Source organism: Mesorhizobium sp. M0862 (assembly GCF_040319795.1).
In the GTDB taxonomy this organism is placed as follows: Bacteria; Pseudomonadota; Alphaproteobacteria; order Rhizobiales; family Rhizobiaceae; genus Mesorhizobium.
This window is the reverse complement of record NZ_JAMYOJ010000005.1, coordinates 246,747-270,674: the sequence shown is the minus strand read 5'-3', so window position 1 is coordinate 270,674 and position 23,928 is coordinate 246,747. Positions and strand designations below refer to the sequence as shown.

Genomic DNA, 23,928 nt, shown 5'->3' with positions numbered 1-23,928 from the left:
CCTACATCCTGAACACGCCGAACTTCGTTTCCTCGATGTCGGCGTTGAGCGCGGCCGACAGGCTGAGCGCCAGCACCTCGCGCGTTTTCGCCGGGTCGATGATGCCGTCGTCCCACAGCCGCGCCGAGGAGTAGAGCGGGTGGCCCTCATGCTCGTATTTCATCAGGATCGGCTTCTTGAATTTCGCTTCCTCGTCCGCGCTCCACTCACCGCCCTTGCGCTCGATGCCCTCGCGCTTGACCACCGCCAGCACGGTCGCCGCCTGTTCGCCGCCCATCACCGAAATGCGCGCGTTCGGCCACATCCACAGGAACCGCGGCGAGTAGGCGCGTCCGCACATGCCGTAATTGCCGGCGCCGAACGACCCGCCGATGATCATCGTCACCTTCGGCACCTTGGCGGTGGCGACCGCCATCACCAGCTTGGCGCCGTCCTTGGCGATGCCGCCGGCCTCGTATTTTCGCCCGACCATGAAGCCGGTGATGTTCTGCAGGAACATCAGCGGGATCTTGCGCTGGCAGCACAGTTCGATGAAATGCGCGCCCTTCACAGCACTTTCGGAAAACAGCACGCCATTGTTGGCGATGATGCCGACCGGCATGCCCTGAAGATGGGCAAAGCCGGTGACCAGCGTGGTGCCGTAATTCTGCTTGAACTCGTCGAACTCGGAGCCGTCGACGACGCGCGCGATCACCTCGCGCACATCATAGGGCTGGCGCAGATCCGTCGGCACGATGCCGTAGAGTTCCTGCGCGTCATGAAGCGGCGGCATGGGTTTCTGTAAGGTCAGGCTTACAGTCTTGCGCCGGTTGAGATTTTTGACGATGCGCCGGCAGATGGCCAGCGCATGTTCGTCGTCCAGCGCATAGTGGTCGGCGACACCGGACAGCCTGGTGTGCACGTCGGCGCCGCCAAGCTCCTCGGCGCTGACATCTTCACCCGTAGCCGCCTTCACCAGAGGCGGGCCGCCGAGAAAAATGGTCGCCTGGTTGCGCACCATGATCGTCTCGTCCGACATTGCCGGCACATAGGCGCCGCCCGCAGTACATGAGCCCATGACGCAGGCGATCTGCGGAATGCCGGCCGCCGACATGTTGGCCTGGTTGTAGAAGATGCGGCCGAAATGCTCGCGATCGGGAAACACCTCGTCCTGATTAGGCAGGTTGGCGCCGCCGCTGTCGACCAGATAGACGCAAGGCAGATTGTTTTGCAGCGCGATCTCCTGTGCGCGCAAATGCTTCTTCACCGTGAGCGGATAATAGGTGCCGCCCTTCACCGTGGCGTCGTTGACCACGACCATCACCTCGGTGCCTTCGACACGGCCGACGCCGGCGATGAGGCCGGCCGAGGAAATCTCCTCGCCATACATGGACCATGCCGCGAACTGGCCGATCTCGAGGAAAGGCGAGCCGGTGTCGAGCAACTGCGCCAGCCGCTCGCGCGGCAACAGCTTGCCGCGCGAAACATGACGCTCGCGCGCCTCCTCCGAGCCACCGCGCTCGACGCTTGCCGCCTTGTCCGCAATGTCGGCAACCAGCGCCCGCATGCGCTCGGCATTGGCGCGGAAGGTCTCGGAGGAGGGCGAGATCTGGGTCTGGAGTACGGCCATTTCGAGCTCTACATCTGGGCTAGGAGTTTGCCGTTGCGGCGTTCGAAAATTTTATCGGATAGCAGATTGAAGTCATCCTCGAACGTGACGTCGATCATCTGTCTGGCCGCGCTTTGGGCCTGCGGATTGCTCGCGTCGAAGATGAACAATTGATCCCGGCGCGGCAGCGCAAATAAAACATCGCCGGGAAACTGTGCTTTGATCGACAGCCAGAACTCGTCGAGCAGCACAAGGCTCGTGGAGAGCATCGTATTGCCGTCGACGTAATAGAGATAAAATGTGCCAATCTGGCCGTCGGAGACAATTTTCGGCAGCCATTTCTTCACATTGCCTAGTGCGACATCGCGCAAATCCGAAAGCGCCCGGCCGGGGAAGTCCTTCGGAGCAACAGGTGAGACTGTATCGGGAAGGTCGGCCATGTATACGACCGCAATTTCACCAACCAGCGGTTCGCACAATAAATCCAAACCCATCGATTTGAGGTGCTCGACATACTGCTGGGTCCGTATCACCGCGATCAGACTTTCTTCACTCGCCCTAGGTCGTATTTCGGCGAGGCCTCGGACAAGCCTGCGTATGGCCGCATCGGCGTCTTCGTCGGGGTATGAGTTCAAGTGCCCGAACACGTTTGTGACGTCTGCCGTCACGTCTGCGCCATCGAGTTTTGCACCGATTTTTGCAGGATCCGATGGGTCTGCGACAGCGCTATCGACACCCGGCTGCCGTTTGAGTTCGGCAATTACGAGCTCTCTGAATTCCGCCATATTAGAAAAGCGACGCTTCTGAGCCTTCGCGCGCCCGAGAAAGCCAGCGATTGTGGAAAACAAAGCCATCGCAAATATCCCCCGCCTTGTGACTGGATGCCCCGATGACGTAACCATCTATCGCCCTACTTGTCTCTCGATACCCGCAAAACAACAGCCTGCCATCTTGGCAGGCACTAAACCCCTTCCGCCATGATCTCGCGCCCGATCAGCCAGCGGCGGATCTCGCTGGTGCCGGCGCCGATCTCGTAGAGCTTGGCGTCGCGCAACAGCCGGCCGGTCGGATACTCGTTGGTATAGCCGTTGCCGCCAAGCAGCTGGATGGCGTCGAGCGCCATCAGCGTCGCTTTTTCGGCGGCAAACAGCACGCAGCCAGCGGCATCCTTGCGTGTCGTCTGGCCGCGATCGCAGGCAGCCGCGACAGCATAAACGTAAGCGCGCGCGGCGTTCATCGTCGAATACATGTCGGCAAGTTTGCCCTGCACGAGCTGGAACTCGCCGATCGGCTGGCCGAACTGCTTGCGCTCATGCACATAGGGGATCGCCACGTCGAGACAGGCCGCCATGAGCCCGAGCGGTCCGCCGGCGAGCACGGTGCGTTCGTAGTCGAGGCCCGACATCAGGACCTCGACGCCGCGGCCCTCCTCATGCAGCACATTGTCATAGGGCACCTCGACATTGTCGAACACCAGTTCGCCGGTGTTGGAGCCGCGCATGCCGAGCTTGTCAAGCTTTGGCGATGCCGAGAAGCCGGCCATCGTCTTTTCGACGATGAAGGCGGTGATGCCGCGCGATTTCCGCTCGGGATCGGTCTTGGCGTAGACCACCAGCGTTTCGGCATCGGGGCCGTTGGTGATCCACATTTTCGAGCCGTTGAGCACATAGCGGTCGTTGCGCTTTTCGGCGCGCAGCTTGAGCGAGACGACGTCGGAGCCGGCGCCTGATTCCGACATGGCCAGCGCACCTGCCCTTTCGCCCGAGCACAATGCCGGCAGGAATTTCTCCTTCTGAGCCGGCGTCGCCCAGCGGTTGATCTGGTTGACGCAGAGGTTCGAATGGGCGCCGTAGGAGAGACCAACCGAGCCCGAGGCGCGCGAAATCTCTTCCACCGCAATGACGTGGGCAAGATAGCCCATGCCGCTGCCGCCGAAATCGGGATCGGCGGTGATGCCGAGAAGGCCGAGCGCGCCGAGCTCTTTCCACAGATGCGTGGGGAATTGATTGCTGCGGTCGATCTCGGCAGCGATCGGCGCTATTTTCTCCTGGGCAAAGCGGCGCACCAGATCGCGCAGCGCCTCGATGTCTTCGTCATGCCCGAAGCTGAGTGTGTTCGTGTACATGCCGTTCCTCCTGCCGCATGACCCCGAAAATCAACTTTGATTTCCGGAAAGGATCATGCGCGAAATCAAAATGCTACAGCGTCCTTTGCGCGTCCGAAGGGACGCGCGGCGCTGTAAGTCTTGCCGTCGATCTTCGCGCCAACCAGGCGCATTGTCATTGAAAGATATGTCGCCGTGACTTCAGCCATCGACAGCCGCTCGCCCGGCCGGAACCAGACGATGACGCCGGTCATCATCTGGACCAGGGCCATGGCAGTGAGCCCGGTGTCATCGACACTGAAGGCGCCGGCCTCCGCGCCGTCGCGCAGGATGGCGCGCAACTCCTTCTCATAGGCGGTGCGCATGCGAAGGATCTGCGTCAGCCGGTCATGCGACAGGCTGCGCAATTCCATGTTCGAGACATGGGTGGAGTGGCGGCGCTCGATGTGGAAAGCGATGTGGTTTTCGACATAGGCGGCAAGCCGCGTTGCCGGATCGGCTGCGTCGGGGCGTGCGGCGTCCCACGCTTCGATCAGCCCTTCCATATGTTCGCGCATCAGCGTGAACAGCAGGTCTTCCTTGGTCGGAAAATAGCGGTAGAGCGCGGCCGCCTGGACGCCGACCTCGGCGGCAAGCTGCCGCATCGACGTCGCCTCATAGCCGAAGCGGGCGATCAGGCTGACCGCTGCCTCGCGGACGGCCGCTTCAGTTTTTTCGCCATCGGATCCCGTTGTGCGTGCCATGATCGCCTTCCGGTATTCAGTAATAAAACGAACGTTCAATTAATTCAAGCGGCAATAAAGTGGTTCCGTCTAGACAATGATCCGAAAATCGATGGGCGCGTCGAGGAGTTCGAATTCCTCGGTCTCGACCTTCGAAACCGAAGCTCCCCGTGGCCCTTGCCGGAGCCGTTCGATCATTGTCGAAACCGCAGCATCGGCACCGGCAATCGAGGCCGTCACCGTGCCATCTCGTTCATTGCGTACCCAACCTACGAGGCCAAGCCCTATCGCTTCGCGTCGCGCCCACATCCGATAGCCGACGCCTTGCACCTTACCATGCACGCGCGCCTGCACCGCCTTTTGCCGGTCGTTATCTCCCATGCTCAAGAACTGGCGCGGGATCGGACGAAAGCAACAGCCTTGAACGGTTGGATTGTTGTTGGATCGACGGAAGCCGGGGACCCGGCTGATTCTGTCTTGGCCTTTGGCGGCATTGGCAGGCCGTGTCGCGACGGCAATCGGCCGGGCTAATTTCCCCGCGCAGCGGCGAGCGCGCCGGGCAGTTCCTCGGCAAAGATGTCGAGCTCATGATCGAGGCCGACGCTGACCCTTATGCAACGGTCGAGCCCTGGCGCCATCGGCTTGCGGATGAAAACGTCGCGCGACAAAAGATTTTGCAGCACTTTCAGCGCGAAGGCGCCGTCCTTGCCGCAATCGATGGTGACGAAATTGGTCGCCGATGGCAGCGGCTTCAGCCCGTTCGTCTCGGCAATCCCGGCTATACGTGCGCGTCCGGCAGCGACTCGCGCCACCACGCTGTGCAGCCAGTCCTGGTCGGCCAGCGCCTCGACGCCGGCGATCTGCGCCATGCGGCTGACGCCGTAATGGTTGCGGATCTTCTCGAAATCGCGGATCACCTCAGCCTCGGCCACCGCATAGCCGCAGCGAATGCCGGCCAGCCCGTATGCCTTGGAGAAGGTGCGCATGCGGATGACGTTGGGCCGCGCGACGTCGATCGGCGGCAGCGCCGAGGCCGGTCCCAATTCGCCATAGGCCTCGTCGAACACCAGCATGGTGGTTTCCGGCAGGGCTTCAATGAAGGCGATGATCTCGCTTGCATCCCACCAACTGCCCATGGGGTTGTCCGGGTTGGAGAGATAGACCAGCGGCGCCTTTTCCCGGACGACGGCCTTGAGCAGGCCGTCCAGACTTTCCTTGTCGTTCTCGTAAGGCACCGTGACCAGCCGGCCGCCGACGCCGGCAATGTGGAAATTGAACGTCGGATAGGCACCGAGCGAGGTGACCACCGCGTCGCCAGGCGCGACATACATGCGCGCCACCAGGCTAAGCAGCCCGTCTATGCCTTCGCCGACCACGACGTTTTCGGCGCCGACGCCGAGATGGCGGGCCGCAGCCTGCTTCAGATCGTAATTGTCGGGATCGCAATACATCCACTGGTCACGCGCGACGCGCTCCATACGGGCGATAACGCGCGGCGAAGGCCCGAAGCTGCTTTCATTGGCGCCGATGCGGGCGCGAAAAGCACGTCCGCGCTCGCGCTCCTGCGCTTCCGGTCCGACAAACGGCACCGTCGAGGGAAGCGCGCCGACAAGCGGCGTGAGGGCAGGGCGCTGGCGCATGGCAAAGGCTCACGAGAAGATGGGCCTTCTTGCTAGCGTGCCCAATAGGACGGCGCAAGTTCTGGCGCGGCTGGAAATAGTGGCCATCACGCCCGTGATGAAATCGGCGCGGGTGGCCACGCTCTACGACCTGACCGCCGGTAGGCGGCAACCCTTTTGAAGGCCAGCACTGCAGCCAATGGCGACGGGCGCTTCAAAAAGAAAACCCGGCGGTTGCCCGCCGGGTTCGATTTTCAGCCAGGCTGAGCGTCTTAGAACGAGCGCTGGAAGCGGAGGAGACCGCCGATGCTGCTCTTCTTGTCGGCGTTGGTGAAGTTGGAGAAATTGGCGTCGTCGAACTTGCCTGCATTGAGGTAGTCGACTTCGGCCGTGACCGTGAAGCCGGGAACAACGTCGTAGGCGATGTTGGCGGCAACACCGAGATTCTTCCATTCGTCATACGAGACCTGGGCATTGAACGAGGTCTTCTCGTTGATGGTGTAGGTGCCACCACCCCAGAAAGCCCAGTTGCCGCCCCACTGCTTGTAGAAGCCGCGGCCGCCGGCGTCGATCGCATAGCTCGAGTCCGTCAAATTGTCGTCGGTGCCGTAGCCGCCCATGATGAAGAGCGACAGGTTCTGCATCGGGGTGATGTCCAAACGAACTTTGCCGGCGACTTCTTCATAGTTGCTGTCATAAGCGACGACGCCGGTGATGGCGCCCCAGCCCTGCGTGTACTTCACGCCGCCAACGACATGCGGAACGTAGCTGTCGATGGTGCCAACGGTTCCGGAGCCTTCTTCGAGAGAGACCACGGCTGAGAAGCCGTTGCCCGCATCGAAGTAGTACTGGACGACGTTGGTATCGAAATCGCCGTAGGGAACGAGCGTATCCTGGAGGACGTTGCCGGCGTAGCCGATGAACGTGTCGAAGGCCGATTCGTCCTTACCGACGCGCAGGCCACCGAGCTGGATCCAGGCGAAGTTCAGCGAAACGTTCTTGTTGCCGGCAGGGTTGGAGTTGAACTCGTCTGCTTCGGTCGTCGGATCGTCTGCCGAGGGGTAGCCGTTGCGGTTGCCAAAGTTGAAGCGGGTCTCGGTGTAGGTCTTCAAGGTGCCGAGTTCGGTTTCCTGGCCGGTCCAGGTCTTCAGCGTGAAACGGGCGTTCTTGTAGAAGGTATCCTGCTCGTCGCCATCCTTATGGTCGAAGGACCTCGCACCATCGAACGAACCCACGTCGCCGGCACCGATGTCGTAACGGACATAGCCGCCGATGCGCAGGCAGGTTTCGGTGCCGGGAATGTAGAAGTAGCCGGCGCCGTAGACGTCGCAAATCTTGACGTATTCAGCCGGTTCCGGCTCGGCGACGACGACGGCGTCGGCGGCGCGCGCACCGGAAACTGCGATCAAGGCCGCAGCGGAGCCGAGAAGAAGGCTCTTAATGTTCATTTTCTGACCTCCAGTCAGAATCGAACAAGATAGTGAAGCCGGCGACAAGCGTTTTCGCTGTAATCAATTGTTATTGTTGAAGTTTATTGAAAAGATGGACCTTTGCGGCAGGTGATGCGGCCATCACCACAGGCGCTTGTTGGCGAAAGCATGCCCTGAACCGGATTTGAGATAGCGCTCGAATGAAGCTGCCTTGGCCTGGTTCGAAAAGGCCATATAGGTGACGATCCGCCACGGCAGAAACTTGGATGTATGGCTGGATTTCCCCGCATTGTGCTCGACAAGCCGCCGTTTCAGGTCCGTCGTTATGCCGATATAGCGTTCGCCTTCCGCAGCCGTACTTTCCAGAAGATACACATACCACATGAGCTGCTCTCCTTTGCCGGGGCTTCGGAGGGCATCCTCCTGCTTCGCGCTGAGGTGGGCTTGTCCTGCGAAGCTCGAAGAGCGAAGCAGGACTGCCAATCGAATTTTGCAAGGGTTTCTCTGGGCTTACGCTGTGCGGCACGTAGCACACCACACGGTCCGGCCCTCCTACGCCAAGGCTTCGGAGGGCATCCTCTCCGCCATCCTGCTTCGCGCTGAGGGTTGGGTTTGTCCTGCGAAGCTCGAAGAGCGAAGCAGGATGGCGGAGAGGATGGGATTCGAACCCACGAGAAGCTTTTGACCTCTACTCCCTTAGCAGGGGAGCGCCTTCGACCACTCGGCCACCTCTCCGTTGCGCCGCTGGATAGAGAAAAGCGCCGGCACAATCAACAAGCCGGCGCGATAATCGTTGAAAAATCCGCATTCCGCCGCAGCGGCGCGTTTTGCATGCGGCGATTCTACGGCAGTTCCCTGGCTGGCGAGTCGGCGACATGGCCGCAATTCCGGCCGGCCATCGCCGGATTCGGCCACATTGCGCGGCGCTGGATAAGGCTTGCAGGCCCTTCGATAGTTAATGAGAGCTTTCTGACTGAGGCCAAATCGTGTCATTTGTGCAACAACGCATGGGGATAGCGTCCGCACAGCCCTTTCGCCCGTACGATCGTGGTTGAACGCCGCCGCCTCATGGGTAATGTCGATTTCGAAGGAGCGGCGCGGTGCGCATCTTTTTCGGTAGTGGGGATGGGGCAGGGAACGCTGTCCTTCAGCAAAGAATACCCAGACCCGTTTTTTAACTTTTGACTGGAGGTCAGAAAATGAACATTAAGAGCCTTCTTCTCGGCTCCGCTGCGGCCCTGATCGCAGTTTCCGGTGCGCGCGCCGCCGACGCCGTCGTCGTCGCCGAGCCGGAACCGGCTGAATACGTCAAGATTTGCGACGTTTACGGCTCGGGCTACTTCTACATCCCCGGCACCGAAACCTGCCTGCGCATCGGCGGCTATATCCGCTACGATATCGGCGCCGGCGACGTCGGCTCGTTCGACGGTGCGACGTCTGCCGACGTTGAGGACGGTGGCAGCAACGACACCTGGTTCAAGCACGCCCGTTTCTCGCTGAAGACCTGGACCGGCCAGGAAACCGAGCTCGGCACCTTGAAGACCTACACCGAGACCCGCTTCAACTTCCAGAACAACAACCGTGATTCGGGCTTCGATCCGGACGGAGCCGGCCCCCTCTTTGGCTCGCCCAATGCTGCTGGCAACGGCGACACTGTCTCGCTGAACTTCGCCTGGATCCAGCTCGGTGGCCTGCGCGTCGGTAAGGACGAATCGGCCTTCAACACGTTCATCGGCTACGCCGGCAACGTCATTCAGGATACGCTGGTTCCCTACGGCGATTTCGACACCAACGTCATCCAGTACTATTTCGATGCGGGCAACGGCTTCTCGGCCGTGATCTCGCTCGAAGAAGGCGCGGGCGGCGGTACTCCCGGTTCCTACGGCGTGGGCACGATCGACAGCTACGTTCCGCATGTCGTCGGCGGCTTGAAGTACACGCAGGGCTGGGGCGCCATCACCGGCGTCATCGCTTACGACAGCAACTATGAAGAAGTCTCCGGCAAGGTTCGTTTGGACATCACCCCGATGCAGAACCTGTCGCTCTTCATCATGGGCGGCTACGGCACCGACGACAACCTGACGGATACGGGCTACGCGTTCCCGGCCGGCGGCCGCGGCTTCTACAAGCCGTGGGATGGCAACTGGGCAGTCTGGGGTGGTGGCACCTACACCATCAACGAGAAGACCTCGTTCAACGCTCAGGTTTCGTATGACGAAGGTGAAAACCTCGGCATCGCAGCCAACATCGCCTACGACGTCGTTCCCGGGTTCACGATCACTGCCGAAGTTGACTACGTCAATGCAGGCAAGATCGATGAGGTCGATACCCTTGGCACGAACCACAACTGGACCGGTATTACTGATGGCGACGACGCCATCGGCGGCATGCTCCGCTTCCAGCGCTCGTTCTAAGGTCTGGCTTTAGGCAAGTGAATACCAGCCCGGGCGCATAAACGCCCGGGCTGTTTTTGTTTCGTGACTGGGTCAAGACAAGCAGAAGGAACAGGGGGAATCGGCAGCTGAACAGTCCGTAGGGTGAGTTCGTGGGATCCGCTGATGGTGGATGAATTCACAACTGCGTGATTAAATCTCTTGAAAGGACGCTTCCAAGCGGGTAGGTCTGACTCTATCCACTCGGGGGTGTGGCAATTTATGACCATCGAAGCGATACAAGAGGGCGACCCCTCCGAACATTTCTCAATGTTCTCTTCTCAAAATGCGAAGATAAAATACAGCTACAACAAGATCAGAGAAGTAAAGTCGCACCGGGTCGGAGAGCTTTTTTCAGCGTACCGAGACATACTCTGGGATGATGGGCGACATAAGTACAATGTCAGCTCCTTCATCGGCGAAATAGACGAGATTCTCCTCGGAGAACGGTTCAGCGCCTTCGACCAGAGCACCCTTGACAACCTTATCGGCACCTTGCGCCAGCGCGGCAACAGCAACGCAACCATCAATCGAAAGATGGCTGCCCTCAGCAAACTGCTGCGCAAGGCTTACAAGATGGGGGATATCCACAGCCTACCCGAGTTCCGCCGCCAGAAGGAGCGGGCGGGACGGATACGTTTCCTCGAAAGGGACGAAGAAGCAAGGCTGTTCGCCGCCATCAGGACCCGCAGCGAGGATGCCTACCGTCTTTCATGCTTTCTCGTGGACACCGGATGCCGTCTCGGCGAGGCGCTCGGACTGATCTGGAACGACATCCAGGAACACCGCGTCTCGTTTTGGATCACCAAATCCGGACGCAGCCGCACCATCCCGATGACCGAGCGGGTCAAAGAGGTGATCAAACTGCCGCCCTCAGAGGGCCGCCGGCCCAAAGGTCCGTTCACCAAACTCAGCCAGGCGCAGTTTCGCGCCATCTGGAACGATGCCAAGGCCGAGGTCGGCCTCGGCGCCGACGACCAGGTGGTGCCGCACATCTTGCGTCACACCTGCGCCTCACGTCTGGTCCAGGGCGGCATCGACATCCGCCGCGTGCAGATGTGGCTCGGCCACCAGACGCTTTCGATGACCATGCGCTATGCGCATCTGGCCACCAACGATCTCGACGGCTGCGTTGTCGTGCTGGAAACGCCCCGCGGCGAGGGGTTATCCGGCGATGGAAAAAACTCCGCCTTCGCATCGCCGCTGACCACGGCCTCAGTGCCGGCACCTGCCCAAAAGAGCAAAGCGGCAGCTGCGAAGGCACCCAAGACGCCCCGGAAAAGCTCGAAAGCCAAATAGTTACCCAAGGCTTTCATATACTGCCATGGCAACCCCAGGATCATATGATCTTGGGGTTTACTTATCCTGGGCCGTATTTAGTACTCCATCCAGGAAGGCCGCGATAGCGCCCGGCAGGTTGCCTGTCTCCAGGAAGGGGGCATGGCCTTGGCCCTCGACGGTGGTCGCTTCCATGCCGGGATGACGCTTTTGCATCTCGTCGAGTGTGTCGGCCGACAAGAGTTTCGAGTTGGCGCCGCGAATGGCAAGCAAAGGTATCGCCGCCAGCGCCTCGAACTGTGGCCACAGATCCGGCAACGGCTTGCTGAGGTCGAGGCCCGCCACCGTCTCGACCAGTTGGGGGTCGAAATCCGGCAACAGGAGGCCTTCGTCCGTCTCGCGGTAGAGGGCCGACACCATCCGCTCCCAATCCGCCGCGGTCAGAGCGGGAAAATCCGCTCCGTGCGCGACGCGTTGCGCATCGATCGCCTCATGGCGGCTCTTCGGTTTCGGTGCCGGGTCGAGATAGGTTTGGATATGGGCCAGCCCCGCGGCCTCGATCACGGGTCCGATGTCGTTCAGCACTATGGCTTTCAGTATGGCTGGCCGCAGCGCGCCGAGCACGTGGATGATCAGTCCGCCACGCGATGTGCCGATGAAGGCCGCTTCCTCGACGTCCAGGGCAGCCAGCCCGGCGAGGACATCGCCGGCCTCGATGGCGATAGTGTAGTGGCCGATATCAGGGTCGTAAGCGGACTGGCCGCGGCCACGGTAGTCGAAGGCGATGACCTTGCGCGGATTGTCGGCCCGCTGTGACAAATAAAGCGCCAACTCATGAAAGTCGCGCGCGTTGCGGGTCAGGCCGGGCAGGCAGACCACCGGCCAGTTTCCCGAGTTTGTCTCACCGTAGATGCGAGCGTGAAGTCTGAGGCCGTCCGGCGCTGTGTAGAAGAAATCGGAAAAGCCGTCGGTGCTCGACATATTGAAAGGACTCCCTGGCCGGATTGTCTCCGTCTGCTACAGGCGAGGGTGGGAGCGGTTAAATCGAGGGTTGTCGGCAAGCTGACACTCTTGGAAATGTCGGAGGGACAGCGCCCCCCTCTGTCCTGCCGGACATCTCCCCCACGAGGGGGGAGATTGGCGGTTCAGGCGCTACGCCCTTCCTTCGACGTTGGAGATTGGCGAAATCGGCAACGACAGCTGATCTCCCCACTCGTGGGGGAGATGGCCGGCAGGCCAGAGGGGGGCGCGAAGGATCGCCAACGTCTGCCATGGCGACAGCTCTGCCGCCTCAACCCCGCCCGTTCACCAAATCCCCAACGATGTCGTACTTCCCCGAAATACGCATCTTGTAGACCTCGTAATTCTCCATCACGCGCTGCACGTAACTTCTTGTTTCGGTGTAGGGAATCCGCTCGATCCAGTCGACGACGGCGTCGATGCCCTTGCCGCGCGGGTCGCCGTACTTGGCTACCCATTGGCTGGCGCGGTTGGGGCCGGCATTGTAGCCGGCGAAGGTCAGCACATAGGAGCCGCCGAAGCGGTCGAGCTGCTCGCCGAGGAAGGCAGCCCCCAACGTCGCATTGTAGCCGGCATCGCTGGTCAGCCGATCCTGGGAAAAGCTCAGTCCTGCCTTCTTCGCCAATTGCTTGGCGGTGCCCGGCATCAGCTGCAGCAGGCCGCGCGCGCCGGCGCTGGAGACGGCGCCGACATTGAATTCGCTTTCCTGGCGGGCGATCGCGTAGGCCAGCGCCTTGCCCGAGCCGGAAATGTCGGCGGTGTCGGGAATGACGCCCAGCGGATGCGACAGCGCGCCGACATCGATGCCGCGCGCGCCGGCGATCTTGCCGATCTTCAGCGCCATGAAATGATTGCCCTGCTTTTCCGCCAGCAAGGCAAGCAGCGCCAGCTCGCCGGGGCTGGTCAACTGCCCGGCGAGGTCGCGGTAAAGCGTCTCGGCATAGCGGTCGTAGCCCGCCTCCTGCAGCCGCTTGATGGCGCTGACGGCTTCGCGGCCGTCAAAGCTTTGGCGGTCGACAGTGCTTGGCTCGGGATAGGCGATGTTCAGCGTGCGCAAGCCAACCCGTTCCGCCGCCAACTGCCCGTAGAAAGTGGTGCCATAGGCTGCCGCCTTGGTGAAATAATCCTTCGCATTGCCGGGACCGCCGACTTCCGCCGCGCGGCCAAGCCAGTAATAGGCGCGTGACAGCGACATCGGTCCCTGCGCGAGATCGGCGATGCGGGCAAAATGGGTCGAGGCCGTCGCAGGATCGTTGAGGCCGCGCAGCGCATACCAGCCGGCGTGGAATTCAGCCTCGGCGGCGCTGGCGGGACTTTCGGCGGCGTGCGCGGCAACGATCTTGTAGGCGGTCTTCCAGTCGCTCTGATCGACCAGCGCGCGCGACAGCACGCGGCGTTCTACCCACCAGGCATCGGGATCGACCAACGCGTCGCGGTTCGTTGGCGCTTTCATCATCACCGCGGCGGCGTCCGCAAACTTCCGCTGCTTGCGCAGATATTCGGCTTGCGCGAAGAAATAGCCGGCCGATTGCTGTGCGGCAGGCACTGCTTTCAACAGCTTGGCCGCGTTCTTGTCGCCACGCGAGGCGGCGGCCCAGGCATCGGCCAGCGGTTGCGCGCCGGCAAGTGCTGCGACCCGCAGTGCCGAATTCTCCCGGTCGGCATAAAACATCCGTTCCATGCGGAAACGATGGTCGGCAGCCGGAATGATGGCGCCAAACTCCTTGCTGACGGCCGCCTCGTCCCTGGCTTCCAGCTTCTCGGTGCGCCAGAATGGCGACAGCACGGAAAGCGCAGCCTTGGTGTTGCCAAGAGCTACATAAGAACGGGCAAGGATGACCACGCCTTGAAAGGTCAGCGGCTGGCTGCCGTCAAAGGCTTTCACCACGGTCTGCGGCGAGGGGTTTTCGCGATAAAGCGCGCGCTCGCTGTTCTTGCGCAGAGCGATGGTGCCCGGCCAATTCGGCAACATCTTTGCGGTATCGGCAATCTCGCTGCTCGGCACACGGTCGCCGCCATAGAGCGCGATCGCCCAGGCCAGGATATGGCGGTCCAGCGAACTGGCCGGCAATGTTTCGCGCACCGCTCGTGCCGCGGCGATATCGCCGGTCGCCAACGCGTCGAGACCGCTTTTCAGCACGGCGATATTGGCGGAGGGCGCATCGGTCTGCGCTCCATCTTGCATGTCAGGCATCGGGATCGATGAGGTCGTCTGCTCGTCGACGCTCTCGTTTGCCGCCGTCCCCACTATCAGCAGGGCAACGGCGCCAAGCAATATGAAGCGGAGTGGCCGACTGGCCGGCATGATCCTGATCTTTCCCTGTTGCGGCACTTTAGGTGGCAAGCCCAGGTGCCCGAGAGCCTAGACTTAGGTCGTGAAGAGCTCGTAAACAAAGGGTTATCGAGGCCGTTCGAATTGCGCTTGCTGGCACCATCGGCATGCTTGCCGCGCAACAGTGTCGAGACTATGGTGCGCGGCTTCGCTTTCGGCTAGAAGGCGCCCGATGCATGTCGCCCAAAAGCGGGAACCGGTTTTGGGACGATGATACGCATAAACAAACAAGTTCCAAGGAGTTGGACGACATGCTGAGAGGCTCGCTTACTGCGCTCGTGACACCGTTCGAAAAGAGCGGGCGTTTCGACGAGAAAGCCTTTCGCGCCTTCGTCGAATGGCAACTTGGCGAGGGCACGACGGGCCTCGTCCCGGTCGGCACCACCGGCGAGTCGCCGACGCTGTCGCATGACGAGCATCGCCATGTCGTCAAGGTCTGCATCGAGGTGGCCAAGGGGCGCGCTCCGGTCGTCGCCGGCGCCGGCTCCAACAACACCGCGGAAGCGGTCGGTCTGGTGCAATATGCCGAGCAGGCGGGCGCCGACGCCGCTCTGGTGGTCACGCCTTATTACAACAAGCCAACACAGCGCGGCTTGTACGAGCATTTCGCCGCTGTCGCCAGGGCGACCAAGCTGCCGATCATCATCTACAACATCCCGCCGCGCTCGGTGATCGACATGATGCCGGAGACGATGGGCAGGCTGGCGCACGACTTCCAGAACATCGTCGGCGTCAAGGATGCCACCGGCAAGGTCGAGCGCGTGTCCGAACAGCGCGCCACCTGCGGCAAGGATTTCATCCAGCTTTCAGGGGAGGATGCCTCGGCGCTCGGCTTCAACGCCCATGGCGGCGTCGGCTGCATCTCGGTGACGTCGAATGTCGCGCCGCGGCTGTGCGCCGAATTCCAGGAAGCCACACTGTCCGGTGACAGCGCCAAGGCGCTGGAATTGCAGGACCGTCTGTTGCCGCTGCACAAGGCGATCTTCCTTGAGCCCGGCCTGTGCGGCGTCAAATACGCGCTGTCGAAGATTGGCAAGGTCGAGAACGTGGTGCGCTCGCCGCTGGTGACCATCGAGGCGTCGACCGCCGAGAAGATCGATGCGGCGATGAAGCACGCCGGCTTGATAAACTAGGGATGAGGCGCCACCTCTCCACATCATGAACCAGGTCAGAAAAGCCGATCCAAACAACAAAACCGTTGCGGAAAACCGCAAGGCGCGGTTTTCCTATGAGGTGCTCGACACGGTCGAGGCCGGCCTGGTGCTGACCGGCACCGAGGTCAAGTCGCTGCGCCAGGGCCAGGCCAACATCCAGGACAGCTACGCCTCGGTCGAGGGTGGCGAGATCTGGCTGATCAATTCCTATCTGCCGGAATACCTGCAGGCCAACCGCTTCAACCACGAGCCCAGGCGGCGTCGCAAGCTTCTGCTCAACAAGCGCGAGATGGCAAAACTGGCGCAGAGCATCGACCGCGAAGGCATGACGCTGGTGCCGCTGAAAATCTACTTCAACGACCAGGGCCGTGCCAAGCTGCTGCTCGCCGTCGGCCGCGGCAAGAAACTGCACGACAAGCGCGAGAGCGAAAAGCAGCGCGACTGGTCGCGCGAAAAGGGCCGGCTCATGAAGGAACGCGGCTAGAACCTCGGGCAGTCCCAGAAAAGCCAGACGTCGGCTTTCAGGTTTCGAACAGCTGCAGCAGCAAAACACGATGGGGGAAGGCTTGAAGAACCGGATCATCCTCTGGGGTGCGGCCAGTCTGGTCTTTGCGGGTCTTGTCGGGGCAGGCGGCTTCTTCTATTTCCGGGCCTTCTCGCCGGATCGTGACAGCTATCCGGTCAGGGGTATCGACGTTTCCCATCATCAGGGTGAGATCGACTGGCGGCGCGTTGCCGCCGACGATGTCGCCTTCGCGGTCATCAAGGCGACCGAGGGCGGCGACCATGTCGACGATGCCTTCGCCAAGAATCTGCGCGAGGCGCGCGCGGCGGGCCTCGCCGTCGGCGCCTATCACTTCTTCACCTTCTGCCGGCCGGGCGCCGACCAGGCGAAAAATTTCATCGCGGTGGTGCCGCACGACCAGCCGCTGCTGCCACCGGTCGTCGACATCGAATTCGGCGGCAACTGCCCGCAACGCCCGTCGCCGGAGCAGCTGAGCGCGGAACTCCAGGCCTTCCTCGGACCGGTTGAAGCTGCGTTCGGCAAGCCGGCGATCATCTACCTGACCGACGAGGCCGAGGACGCCTATGCCGGGAAAATCGACGTTCGCCCGCTCTGGCGTCGCTCGTTGCTCCTGGAGCCAGGTCGCAACGACTGGATCTACTGGCAGTACCACAATATGGGCCGCGTCGACGGCATCACCGGCGATGTCGATCTGAATGTGCTGAGGGGCGGGCAGGAGAAGCTGGCTGAGTTGTTTGCCGCGCCTTGACCTGGCGTGCTCGACCGGCGCGAGATTGGAACCAAACATCGCGGCGCTGATCGGCCCTACCCAGCGTTCCGGCCAGTCTGCGCGCTAACGAAGGTCGGTTTCAGACCGAGCGCTTCCAGGACTTTCATGATTGTCGCAATTCCGGGTTCCCGTCGCCGCTCAAGGCTTTGGAGAGCGCCTGTCTCGTCATGCCCGCCTTTCGGCAAGCTTCGTCATCCGCGCCCGGGCAAGCCAAGGGCAAGATCGTGCTGGATGGTTTTGAAGGACGCTACTTCCGCAAGAAGGCGGCGATGTCGCTGAATACCTTGACGAACATCGCTTCGGTCAGCACCCCAGTGTTGGTGTTGTAGCGCGAGCAGTGATAGCTGGAAAACAGCGTGACGCCGCCGGCCGGCAACTGACCGCCGTGCTTGAACGGATAGGCAGCGACGCGCTGACCGAGCGCCCTGACGGTCGACTGGTGGGCGATCGAGCCCAGCGCCAGCACGGCGCGCAATTTCGGAAAGCGCGCGATCGTCGGCACCAGAAAGCTGCGGCAAGTGGCGATCTCGGCGCCGACCGGCTTGTTCTCCGGCGGCACGCAGCGCACCGCATTGGTGATCGCGGTGCCGATCAGTTCGAGCCCGTCATCCGGCCGCGCCTTGAACTCGCCGCGGGCAAGACCGTGAGCGATCATCGTTGAGTAGAGCAGGTCGCCGGCATAGTCGCCGGTGAACGGTCGCCCGGTGCGGTTGGCGCCGCGCAGGCCGGGCGCCAGCCCGACGATCAGCAGCTCGACGGCGTCCTCGCCATCAGGCGGCAGGAAAGTCGGCACCGGCGCATTAAACCACGACGGCTCGCGCTGCCGCCAGTCTGCGATGAAATCATGCAGGCGCGGGCAGAGGGGGCAGTCGCGGTCGGGTTCGGGAGCGGCGTCCAAGGCCGCCGCCGTCAATAGTCTTCCTCTTCGACTTCGGCCGGCTCGGGCCTGCGCACCGGCCGTTCGGAGGGATCGCGGCCGACCTCGTTCTTCAGCGAGGTCAAATCGATGAAATGGTCGGCCTGGCGGCGCAGATCGTCCGAGATCATCGGTGGTTGCGAGGCCATGGTGGAGACGATCGAGACCTTGCGGCCGCGCCGCTGCAGCGCTTCGACCAGTGTGCGGAAGTCGCCGTCGCCGGAGAAGATGACATAGTGGTCGACAACATCGGCAAGTTCGAGCGCATCGACGGTCAGTTCGATGTCCATATTGCCCTTGATCTTGCGGCGGCCGGTCGAGTCGGTGAACTCCTTGGCCGGCTTGGTCACCACCTTGAAGCCATTATAGTCGAGCCAGTCGATCAGGGGACGGATCGAAGAGTATTCCTGATCCTCGACCAGAGCGGTGTAGTAATAGGCCCGCAGCAAATAGCCGCGCTTCTGGAAGCTGGATAGCAGTTTGCGGTAGTCTATGTCGAAGCCGAGTGCGCGCGAGGTGGCGTAGAGATTGGCGCCGTCTATGAAAAGAGCGATTTTTTCACGGGGGTCGAACATGGCAATATTCCTTTTTCGAAATAGGTGGCGGACTAATCGAAATGGGTCGTTTATATCGCTCGGCTCGCAAATAAACCGGCTGACCTTTCGTCAACCGAGATAGCGCCAGTTTTACGGCAATCCAAGGGTGCCGGGGCGCACTGCAAGCAATTGTGATCGGAGCCGTGTCGTCGCCCGGTAGGCGGGCTTCGCCGGCAAGGCATTCAGCGGCGCCAGAAGCTGGCATTCGCCAGCCCATGGGGCCACAGAGCCATAATGCTTGTATTTTGGCGGCGTTCGGGTTATGGACCGCGCCTGTTTTCCATCAAATCCAGGCATGAAAGGGGCAATCAATGGCCCGCGTAACCGTTGAAGACTGCATCGACAAGGTCGACAACCGCTTCGAGCTCGTGCTGCTTGCCGGCCATCGCGCCCGCCAGATCAGCCAGGGCGCGCCGATCACCGTGCCGCGCGACAACGACAAGAACCCGGTCGTGGCGCTGCGCGAGATCGCCGACGAGACGCTGTCGCCCGACGACCTCAAGGAAGATCTGATCCACTCGCTGCAGAAGCATGTCGAAGTTGACGAGCCCGAGGCCGACGGCGAGGCGATCGCCGACCAGACCGGCAACGCAGTTGCAGCTACCGACGCCGACGACGCGGAAGAAAACGTCACCTTCGATCGCATGACCGAGGAAGACCTTTTGGCCGGCATCGAGGGCCTGGTTCCCCCGGAAAAGAGCGACGACTACTAATCGCTGCCCTGGACCTGCCGGGAATATCGTTCCGGCACTTCCGTCCCGTGTGTTTCGTGGCTATCTATGAGATGCGCCGTACATCAGTGCGGCGCATCAATCATTTCAGCACCGTGAGAACCCGCCCATGATGCGTCAGTATGAGCTTGTCGAGCGCGTTGCGCGCTACAAGCCTGACGTCAATGAGGCGCTGCTCAACAAGGCCTATGTCTACGCCATGCAGAAGCATGGCCACCAGAAGCGCGCTTCCGGCGATCCCTATTTCTCGCATCCGCTCGAAGTCGCCGCCATCCTCACCGAAATGCACATGGATGAGGCGACGATCGCTGTCGCCTTGCTGCACGACACGATCGAGGACACCACCGCGACGAGGGCCGAGATTGACGATCTGTTCGGCCCCGAAATGGGCAAGCTGGTCGAAGGCCTAACCAAGCTGAAGAAGCTCGATCTCGTCTCCAAGAAGGCCGAGCAGGCAGAAAACCTGCGCAAGCTGTTGCTGGCCATCTCGGAGGATGTCCGCGTTCTGCTGGTCAAGCTCGCCGACCGTTTGCACAACATGCGCACCCTCGACCACATGCCCGAGGCCAAGCGCCTGCGCATCGCCGAGGAGACGATGGACATCTACGCGCCGCTGGCCGGGCGCATGGGCATGCAAGGCATGCGTGAGGAGCTGGAAGAGATCGCCTTCCGCTTCATCAATCCGGAAGCCTACCGCGCCGTCACCGCGCGGCTTGCCGAGATATTCGAGCGCAACAAGGGTGTGCTGACCGACATCGAAAAGGCGCTGTCGGCGCTGTTCGAGAAGCATGCCATCAATGCCGGGGTGAAGAGCCGGCAGAAGAAGCCGTGGTCGGTGTTCCGCAAGATGGAGGCCAAGGCGCTGTCCTTCGAGCAGCTCTCGGACATCTTCGGCTTCCGCGTCGTCGTCGACAGCGTCGAAGACTGTTACCGCGCGCTCGGCGCCATTCACACCACATGGTCGATGGTACCTGGCCGCTTCAAGGATTACATTTCTACGCCCAAGCAGAACGACTACCGTTCGATCCACACCACCATTGTCGGCCCATCGCGCCAGCGCGTCGAACTGCAGATCCGCACCCGCGAGATGAACAAGATCGCCGAATATGGCGTCGCCGCCCATTCGATCTACAAGGACACCGGCGGCAAGACGAACGGTGCCGCCCATGCGATCTCGAAGGAGACCAACGCCTATGCCTGGCTGCGGCGCACCATCGAGCAACTGGCAGAAGGCGACAACCCGGAAGACTTCCTCGAAAATACCAAGCTGGAGCTGTTCCAGGACCAGGTATTCTGCTTCACGCCGAAAGGCATGCTGATTGCGCTGCCGCGCGGCGCCACGCCCATCGACTTCGCCTATGCCGTGCACACCGATGTCGGCGACACCTGCGTCGGTGCCAAGGTCAACGGCCGCATCATGCCGCTAATGACGGAACTGAAGAACGGCGACGAGGTCGAGATCATCCGCTCCAAGGCGCAAGTGCCGCCGGCGGCCTGGGAGTCGGTGGTGGTCACCGGCAAGGCGCGTTCAGCCATCCGCCGCGCCACCAAGAACGCCATTCGCAAGCAATATTCAGGTCTTGGTGCCCGCATTCTCGAGCGCGCCTTCGAACGCGCCGGCAAGACCTTCACCAAGGAAAGCCTGAAGCCGGTGCTGCACCGGCTGGCGCGCAAGGACATCGAGGATGTGCTGGCCTCGGTCGGGCGCGGCGAACTCGCCTCGACCGACGTCATGAAGGCCGTCTTCCCAGACTACAAGGACGAGCGCGTCACCGTCAGTGCCCCCAAGCAGCGCGAGGAGGGCTGGTCGAAGATCCGCAACGCCGCCGGCATGCTGTTCCAGATGCCCGGCACCCGAGCCGCGCGCAAGGACAAGGACCAGCCGCGCGATGGCGCGGTACCGATCCGCGGCGTGCGCGGCGACCTGCCGGTGCGTTTCGCGCCGGAAGGGGCCGTGCCCGGCGACCGCATCGTCGGCATCGTCCAGCCGGGCACCGGCATCACCATCTATCCCATCCAGTCGCCGGCGCTGCAGGCCTTCGACGACCAGCCGGAGCGCTGGATCGACGTGCGCTGGGACATTGACGAGCAGACCAAGGAGCGCTTTCCGGCGCGCGTCTCGGTCACCGCCATCAACGCGCCGGGCTCGCTCGCCGATATCGCCCAGGTCGTTGCCTCCAACGACGCCAACATTCATACGCTGTCTATGGTGCGCACCGCGCCCGACTTCACCGAAATGCTGATCGATCTCGAAGTCTGGGATCTGAAGCACCTCAACCGGCTGCTGTCGCAGCTCAAGGATAATTCGAGCGTCAGCGATGCGCGGCGTGTGAATGGGTGAATAGTGAATAGTGAATAGTGAATGGTGTAGTGAATAGTGAATAGTGAAAGAAGGCGCTCTCACCACCATTCACCATTCACCATTCACCATTAACCATTCACCATGGACATGGGGCGAGTTATGAATACCGACGAAGTTCTGGGCATTTTCCGCGAGGCGGGCGCTGTTCTGGAGGGGCATTTCATCCTGACGTCCGGCCTGCGCAGCCCGGTCTTCTTGCAGAAGGCGCGCGTCTTCATGCATGCCGACAAGACCGAGCGGCTTTGCAAGGCGCTGGCCGAGAAGATTCAAAAGGCGGTGCCGGGCAAGATCGACTACGTCGTCGGCCCGGCGATCGGCGGCCTGATCCCGGCCTATGAGACGTCGCGCCATCTCGGTGTGCCAGCAATCTGGGTGGAGCGCGAAGGCGGCGAGTTCAGGCTGCGCCGTTTCGAGATCGCGCCGGGATCGCGCGTCGTCATCGTCGAGGACATCGTCACCACCGGCCTGTCGATTCGCGAAACCATCGACTGCCTGCGCGCGATTGGCGCCGAGGTCGTGGCGGCGGCCTGCATCATCGACCGCTCGGCCGGCAAGACCAATGTCGGCGTGCCGCTGATCGCGCTTGCCGAATATGAGGTGCCGGCCTATCCCGCCGACCGCCTGCCGCCCGAACTTGCCGGCATCCCGGCGATCAAGCCGGGTAGCCGCAACATTTAGGGGACATCACGATGATCGCCGGCATCGATCATTTCGTGCTGACGGTCCGCTCGGTGGAGGACAGCTGCGCCTTCTACCAGCGGGTGCTTGGCCTGAAGCGTCACGACGAGCCGAACCGGCCGACGGCGTTGCTGTTCGGATCGCAGAAGATCAACCTGCATCAGGCAACGCACACTTTTGAACCGAAAGCCAAGACGCCGATGCCTGGGTCCGGCGATTTCTGCCTGGTCGCCGCAAGGCCGCTTGCCGAGATTTGCGCCAGTCTCGAAGCCAATGGCGTTGCCATCGAAGTCGGTCCGGTCGAGCGCACCGGCGCCCGCGGCACGATGATGTCGGTCTATTTCCGCGATCCGGACAGCAATTTGGTCGAAGTCAGCGAATATCGGGAATAGTCTATCCGCCTCGGCGTCGTCTTCGCGCGGACCTTGCCGTCGTCGGGGAGCTTTCATCGATATTGTCCTCAGTTTCGCCCCAATGGCGCTCTTGTTACCCGCCTGCGGCAGACCATCGCGGCGGCGTTTCATTGTTCCGCCGCAAGGCAGTCGCTATATCAAAGTCGTTGTTGCCTTTCTGCGCCCTCGAAGCGCAAGATGGAGCGACCGCGCCCGGCCAGGGTGGTTGCAATTTGGGCGTGATGAACCGGGAACTGGAACAGAGTGCTTTTTCGACGCCGAAAGCCTGATGGCATTCTGGAGCGGGTGCGTACCTATCTGTGGCCGCGCCGCTCGTTTTCGCGCTCGTTGCAATATTTCTCCAAGCGCATCCTGCGGCTGAAGGCGACACCGCATGCAGTCGCGGCCGGCGTCGCGGCCGGCGTTTTCGCCTCCTTCTTTCCGCTCGGCTTCCATTTCGCCGTCGCCGCCGTGCTCTGCTGGGTGGTCGCCGGCAATCTGGTGGCCGCCGCCCTCGGCGCGGTATTCTTCGGCAATCCGCTGACTTTCCCGCTGCTGTGGGGAGCGTCCTGGGAAGTCGGCAAGCTGATCCTGCATGAGCGCCTGCCCAAGAACGGACCGCCTGCGCATCTTGGTGAGATGCTGCACACGCTGTCGTTTGCAAAACTGTGGCATCCGGTGCTGGAGCCGATGCTGATCGGCGCTGTGCCGCTCGGCCTGATCTTCGGGCTGATCTTCTACGGCATCACCCGCTGGGGGATGACAGCCTTTCGCGAGCAGCGCAGGAAGCGCATGGCAGAGCGGGCGCATAAGGCCGGGCACCGCGGACGGGAAGTTCCGGCGGAATGATCATCGGCATCGGCAGCGACCTGATCGACATCAGACGCATCGAAAAGTCGCTGGAACGGCATGGTCAGCGCTTCATCCAGCGCATCTACACCGAGGTCGAACAGGTCCGCTCGGAAGGCCGCAAGGGCCGCGCAGCCTCCTATGCCAAGCGCTTCGCCGCCAAGGAGGCCTGCGCCAAGGCGCTTGGCACCGGCCTGGCGCATGGCGTGTTCTGGCGCGACATGGGGGTCGCCAACCTGCCCAGCGGCGCGCCGACGATGGCGCTGACCGGGGGAGCGGCGGCACGGCTGGCCAAAATCCTGCCACAGGGGCACAGAGCGGCGATCCACCTCACAATCACCGATGATTTCCCGCTTGCTCAAGCCTTTGTGATCATCGAGGCGTTGCCCGCCGAACAAGCGCCACATTGATTGCATCAGACGACCGCTAT

24 protein-coding genes and 1 tRNA gene are annotated in these 23,928 nt (G+C 61.9%); 12 read left to right on the top strand and 13 right to left on the bottom strand.

What is annotated here, in order from left to right:
* Nucleotide 1 precedes the first annotated feature (1 nt).
* The 6 genes from NKI15_RS10360 to NKI15_RS10335 form a co-directional block, all read right to left on the bottom strand.
* Complete coding sequence (locus NKI15_RS10360; protein WP_023747476.1) at nt 2–1,609, bottom strand: carboxyl transferase domain-containing protein; 1,608 nt, start codon at nt 1,607–1,609, stop codon at nt 2–4.
* Nucleotides 1,610–1,617: 8 nt separating this feature from the next.
* Nucleotides 1,618–2,442, bottom strand: a complete 825-nt coding sequence (locus NKI15_RS10355; RefSeq protein ID WP_023747475.1) for a DUF1444 family protein — start codon at nt 2,440–2,442, stop codon at nt 1,618–1,620.
* A 107-nt stretch (nt 2,443–2,549) separates the two neighbouring features.
* Nucleotides 2,550–3,713, bottom strand: a complete 1,164-nt coding sequence (locus NKI15_RS10350; protein ID WP_023692831.1) for an isovaleryl-CoA dehydrogenase — start codon at nt 3,711–3,713, stop codon at nt 2,550–2,552.
* Nucleotides 3,714–3,778: 65 nt separating this feature from the next.
* On the bottom strand, nt 3,779–4,435 hold the full coding sequence (locus NKI15_RS10345; RefSeq protein ID WP_023747474.1) for a TetR/AcrR family transcriptional regulator: 657 nt from the start codon (nt 4,433–4,435) through the stop codon (nt 3,779–3,781).
* Nucleotides 4,436–4,504: 69 nt separating this feature from the next.
* Entirely contained in the window at nt 4,505–4,795 is a 291-nt protein-coding gene (locus tag NKI15_RS10340) for an acylphosphatase (protein ID WP_023747473.1), read from the bottom strand.
* Nucleotides 4,796–4,941: 146 nt separating this feature from the next.
* Complete coding sequence (locus NKI15_RS10335) at nt 4,942–6,054, bottom strand: pyridoxal phosphate-dependent aminotransferase (protein WP_023747472.1); 1,113 nt, start codon at nt 6,052–6,054, stop codon at nt 4,942–4,944.
* Between NKI15_RS10335 and NKI15_RS10330 the strand changes: the two genes are divergently transcribed.
* Nucleotides 6,053–6,214, top strand: a complete 162-nt coding sequence (locus tag NKI15_RS10330; RefSeq protein WP_023687272.1) for a hypothetical protein — start codon at nt 6,053–6,055, stop codon at nt 6,212–6,214. The two genes, NKI15_RS10335 and NKI15_RS10330, sit on opposite strands and share 2 nt — an antisense overlap.
* Before the next feature lie 91 nt (nt 6,215–6,305).
* Here the strand turns inward: NKI15_RS10330 and NKI15_RS10325 are convergent, their stop codons facing one another.
* The 3 genes from NKI15_RS10325 to NKI15_RS10315 form a co-directional block, all read right to left on the bottom strand.
* Nucleotides 6,306–7,481, bottom strand: coding sequence for a porin (locus NKI15_RS10325; RefSeq protein ID WP_023743754.1), 1,176 nt, complete (start codon nt 7,479–7,481; stop codon nt 6,306–6,308).
* A gap of 123 nt (nt 7,482–7,604) precedes the next feature.
* Nucleotides 7,605–7,847, bottom strand: coding sequence for a GIY-YIG nuclease family protein (locus NKI15_RS10320; protein ID WP_023670218.1), 243 nt, complete (start codon nt 7,845–7,847; stop codon nt 7,605–7,607).
* Between the two features lie 260 nt (nt 7,848–8,107).
* Nucleotides 8,108–8,198 (bottom strand) — tRNA-Ser (locus tag NKI15_RS10315).
* Between the two features lie 464 nt (nt 8,199–8,662).
* On the opposite strand from NKI15_RS10315, the gene NKI15_RS10310 reads away from it, so the two are divergent.
* Entirely contained in the window at nt 8,663–9,877 is a 1,215-nt protein-coding gene (locus tag NKI15_RS10310; RefSeq protein ID WP_023731410.1) for a porin, read from the top strand.
* A 240-nt stretch (nt 9,878–10,117) separates the two neighbouring features.
* Nucleotides 10,118–11,194, top strand: a complete 1,077-nt coding sequence (locus NKI15_RS10305) for a tyrosine-type recombinase/integrase (protein ID WP_352514212.1) — start codon at nt 10,118–10,120, stop codon at nt 11,192–11,194.
* Between the two features lie 57 nt (nt 11,195–11,251).
* Here NKI15_RS10305 and NKI15_RS10300 read toward each other — a convergent pair whose 3' ends face one another.
* A complete protein-coding gene (locus NKI15_RS10300; RefSeq protein WP_352514213.1) occupies nt 11,252–12,154 on the bottom strand; it encodes an alpha/beta fold hydrolase in 903 nt (300 codons plus the stop codon).
* Between the two features lie 310 nt (nt 12,155–12,464).
* Nucleotides 12,465–14,498 (bottom strand): lytic transglycosylase domain-containing protein, encoded by a 2,034-nt coding sequence (locus NKI15_RS10295; protein WP_023732001.1) that lies wholly within the window; start codon nt 14,496–14,498, stop codon nt 12,465–12,467.
* 278 nt (nt 14,499–14,776) lie between these two features.
* Here NKI15_RS10295 and dapA point away from each other — a divergent pair, with 278 nt between their 5' ends.
* The 3 genes from dapA (at nt 14,777) to NKI15_RS10280 (ending at nt 16,953) form a co-directional block, all read left to right on the top strand.
* Nucleotides 14,777–15,658 carry a 4-hydroxy-tetrahydrodipicolinate synthase gene (gene dapA, locus NKI15_RS10290; RefSeq protein WP_023732000.1) on the top strand — a complete coding sequence of 294 codons (882 nt, stop codon included), beginning with the start codon at nt 14,777–14,779 and terminating at the stop codon, nt 15,656–15,658.
* 25 nt (nt 15,659–15,683) lie between these two features.
* Nucleotides 15,684–16,163 carry an SsrA-binding protein SmpB gene (gene smpB, locus NKI15_RS10285; protein ID WP_023687280.1) on the top strand — a complete coding sequence of 160 codons (480 nt, stop codon included), beginning with the start codon at nt 15,684–15,686 and terminating at the stop codon, nt 16,161–16,163.
* 70 nt (nt 16,164–16,233) lie between these two features.
* The gene (locus NKI15_RS10280) at nt 16,234–16,953 is read left to right on the top strand and encodes a glycoside hydrolase family 25 protein (RefSeq protein ID WP_031246407.1); all 720 of its coding nucleotides are present in this window, start codon (nt 16,234–16,236) and stop codon (nt 16,951–16,953) included.
* A gap of 268 nt (nt 16,954–17,221) precedes the next feature.
* On the opposite strand, the gene NKI15_RS10275 is transcribed toward NKI15_RS10280, so the two are convergent.
* Together NKI15_RS10275 and NKI15_RS10270 are read right to left on the bottom strand one after the other, a co-directional pair.
* Complete coding sequence (locus NKI15_RS10275) at nt 17,222–17,887, bottom strand: uracil-DNA glycosylase (protein WP_023738564.1); 666 nt, start codon at nt 17,885–17,887, stop codon at nt 17,222–17,224.
* Nucleotides 17,884–18,465 carry a LabA-like NYN domain-containing protein gene (locus NKI15_RS10270; protein ID WP_023670234.1) on the bottom strand — a complete coding sequence of 194 codons (582 nt, stop codon included), beginning with the start codon at nt 18,463–18,465 and terminating at the stop codon, nt 17,884–17,886. Before NKI15_RS10270 ends, NKI15_RS10275 begins: the two co-directional genes overlap by 4 nt.
* A gap of 332 nt (nt 18,466–18,797) precedes the next feature.
* Here NKI15_RS10270 and rpoZ point away from each other — a divergent pair, with 332 nt between their 5' ends.
* The 6 genes from rpoZ to acpS all read left to right on the top strand — a co-directional run bounded on the left by rpoZ (nt 18,798) and on the right by acpS (nt 23,908).
* Entirely contained in the window at nt 18,798–19,199 is a 402-nt protein-coding gene (gene rpoZ, locus NKI15_RS10265) for a DNA-directed RNA polymerase subunit omega (RefSeq protein WP_023670235.1), read from the top strand.
* 127 nt (nt 19,200–19,326) lie between these two features.
* Nucleotides 19,327–21,558, top strand: coding sequence for a RelA/SpoT family protein (locus NKI15_RS10260; protein WP_023670236.1), 2,232 nt, complete (start codon nt 19,327–19,329; stop codon nt 21,556–21,558).
* A 120-nt stretch (nt 21,559–21,678) separates the two neighbouring features.
* The gene (pyrE, locus tag NKI15_RS10255; RefSeq protein WP_023742632.1) at nt 21,679–22,257 is read left to right on the top strand and encodes an orotate phosphoribosyltransferase; all 579 of its coding nucleotides are present in this window, start codon (nt 21,679–21,681) and stop codon (nt 22,255–22,257) included.
* 11 nt (nt 22,258–22,268) lie between these two features.
* Complete coding sequence (locus NKI15_RS10250; protein WP_023742631.1) at nt 22,269–22,649, top strand: VOC family protein; 381 nt, start codon at nt 22,269–22,271, stop codon at nt 22,647–22,649.
* 264 nt (nt 22,650–22,913) lie between these two features.
* Nucleotides 22,914–23,498, top strand: a complete 585-nt coding sequence (locus NKI15_RS10245) for a DUF2062 domain-containing protein (RefSeq protein WP_352886069.1) — start codon at nt 22,914–22,916, stop codon at nt 23,496–23,498.
* Nucleotides 23,495–23,908, top strand: a complete 414-nt coding sequence (acpS, locus tag NKI15_RS10240; protein WP_023742630.1) for a holo-ACP synthase — start codon at nt 23,495–23,497, stop codon at nt 23,906–23,908. Before NKI15_RS10245 ends, acpS begins: the two co-directional genes overlap by 4 nt.
* The last annotated feature ends 20 nt before the right edge of the window (nt 23,909–23,928 follow it).

What these genes read in the sequence shown, in the direction of transcription:
- dapA (WP_023732000.1), top strand. Translation starts at nt 14,777, where the DNA reads ATGCTGAGAGGCTCGCTTACTGCGCTCGTGACACCGTTCGAAAAGAGC.
- NKI15_RS10300 (WP_352514213.1), bottom strand. Translation starts at nt 12,154, where the DNA reads ATGTCGAGCACCGACGGCTTTTCCGATTTCTTCTACACAGCGCCGGAC.
- NKI15_RS10335 (WP_023747472.1), bottom strand. Translation starts at nt 6,054, where the DNA reads ATGCGCCAGCGCCCTGCCCTCACGCCGCTTGTCGGCGCGCTTCCCTCG.
- NKI15_RS10310 (WP_023731410.1), top strand. Translation starts at nt 8,663, where the DNA reads ATGAACATTAAGAGCCTTCTTCTCGGCTCCGCTGCGGCCCTGATCGCA.
- NKI15_RS10260 (WP_023670236.1), top strand. Translation starts at nt 19,327, where the DNA reads ATGATGCGTCAGTATGAGCTTGTCGAGCGCGTTGCGCGCTACAAGCCT.
- acpS (WP_023742630.1), top strand. Translation starts at nt 23,495, where the DNA reads ATGATCATCGGCATCGGCAGCGACCTGATCGACATCAGACGCATCGAA.
- NKI15_RS10295 (WP_023732001.1), bottom strand. Translation starts at nt 14,498, where the DNA reads ATGCCGGCCAGTCGGCCACTCCGCTTCATATTGCTTGGCGCCGTTGCC.
- NKI15_RS10270 (WP_023670234.1), bottom strand. Translation starts at nt 18,465, where the DNA reads ATGTTCGACCCCCGTGAAAAAATCGCTCTTTTCATAGACGGCGCCAAT.
- smpB (WP_023687280.1), top strand. Translation starts at nt 15,684, where the DNA reads ATGAACCAGGTCAGAAAAGCCGATCCAAACAACAAAACCGTTGCGGAA.
- NKI15_RS10360 (WP_023747476.1), bottom strand. Translation starts at nt 1,609, where the DNA reads ATGGCCGTACTCCAGACCCAGATCTCGCCCTCCTCCGAGACCTTCCGC.
- NKI15_RS10340 (WP_023747473.1), bottom strand. Translation starts at nt 4,795, where the DNA reads ATGGGAGATAACGACCGGCAAAAGGCGGTGCAGGCGCGCGTGCATGGT.
- NKI15_RS10250 (WP_023742631.1), top strand. Translation starts at nt 22,269, where the DNA reads ATGATCGCCGGCATCGATCATTTCGTGCTGACGGTCCGCTCGGTGGAG.
- NKI15_RS10320 (WP_023670218.1), bottom strand. Translation starts at nt 7,847, where the DNA reads ATGTGGTATGTGTATCTTCTGGAAAGTACGGCTGCGGAAGGCGAACGC.
- rpoZ (WP_023670235.1), top strand. Translation starts at nt 18,798, where the DNA reads ATGGCCCGCGTAACCGTTGAAGACTGCATCGACAAGGTCGACAACCGC.
- NKI15_RS10305 (WP_352514212.1), top strand. Translation starts at nt 10,118, where the DNA reads ATGACCATCGAAGCGATACAAGAGGGCGACCCCTCCGAACATTTCTCA.
- NKI15_RS10345 (WP_023747474.1), bottom strand. Translation starts at nt 4,435, where the DNA reads ATGGCACGCACAACGGGATCCGATGGCGAAAAAACTGAAGCGGCCGTC.
- NKI15_RS10350 (WP_023692831.1), bottom strand. Translation starts at nt 3,713, where the DNA reads ATGTACACGAACACACTCAGCTTCGGGCATGACGAAGACATCGAGGCG.
- NKI15_RS10325 (WP_023743754.1), bottom strand. Translation starts at nt 7,481, where the DNA reads ATGAACATTAAGAGCCTTCTTCTCGGCTCCGCTGCGGCCTTGATCGCA.
- NKI15_RS10280 (WP_031246407.1), top strand. Translation starts at nt 16,234, where the DNA reads ATGGGGGAAGGCTTGAAGAACCGGATCATCCTCTGGGGTGCGGCCAGT.
- pyrE (WP_023742632.1), top strand. Translation starts at nt 21,679, where the DNA reads ATGAATACCGACGAAGTTCTGGGCATTTTCCGCGAGGCGGGCGCTGTT.
- NKI15_RS10355 (WP_023747475.1), bottom strand. Translation starts at nt 2,442, where the DNA reads ATGGCTTTGTTTTCCACAATCGCTGGCTTTCTCGGGCGCGCGAAGGCT.
- NKI15_RS10330 (WP_023687272.1), top strand. Translation starts at nt 6,053, where the DNA reads ATGGCAAAGGCTCACGAGAAGATGGGCCTTCTTGCTAGCGTGCCCAAT.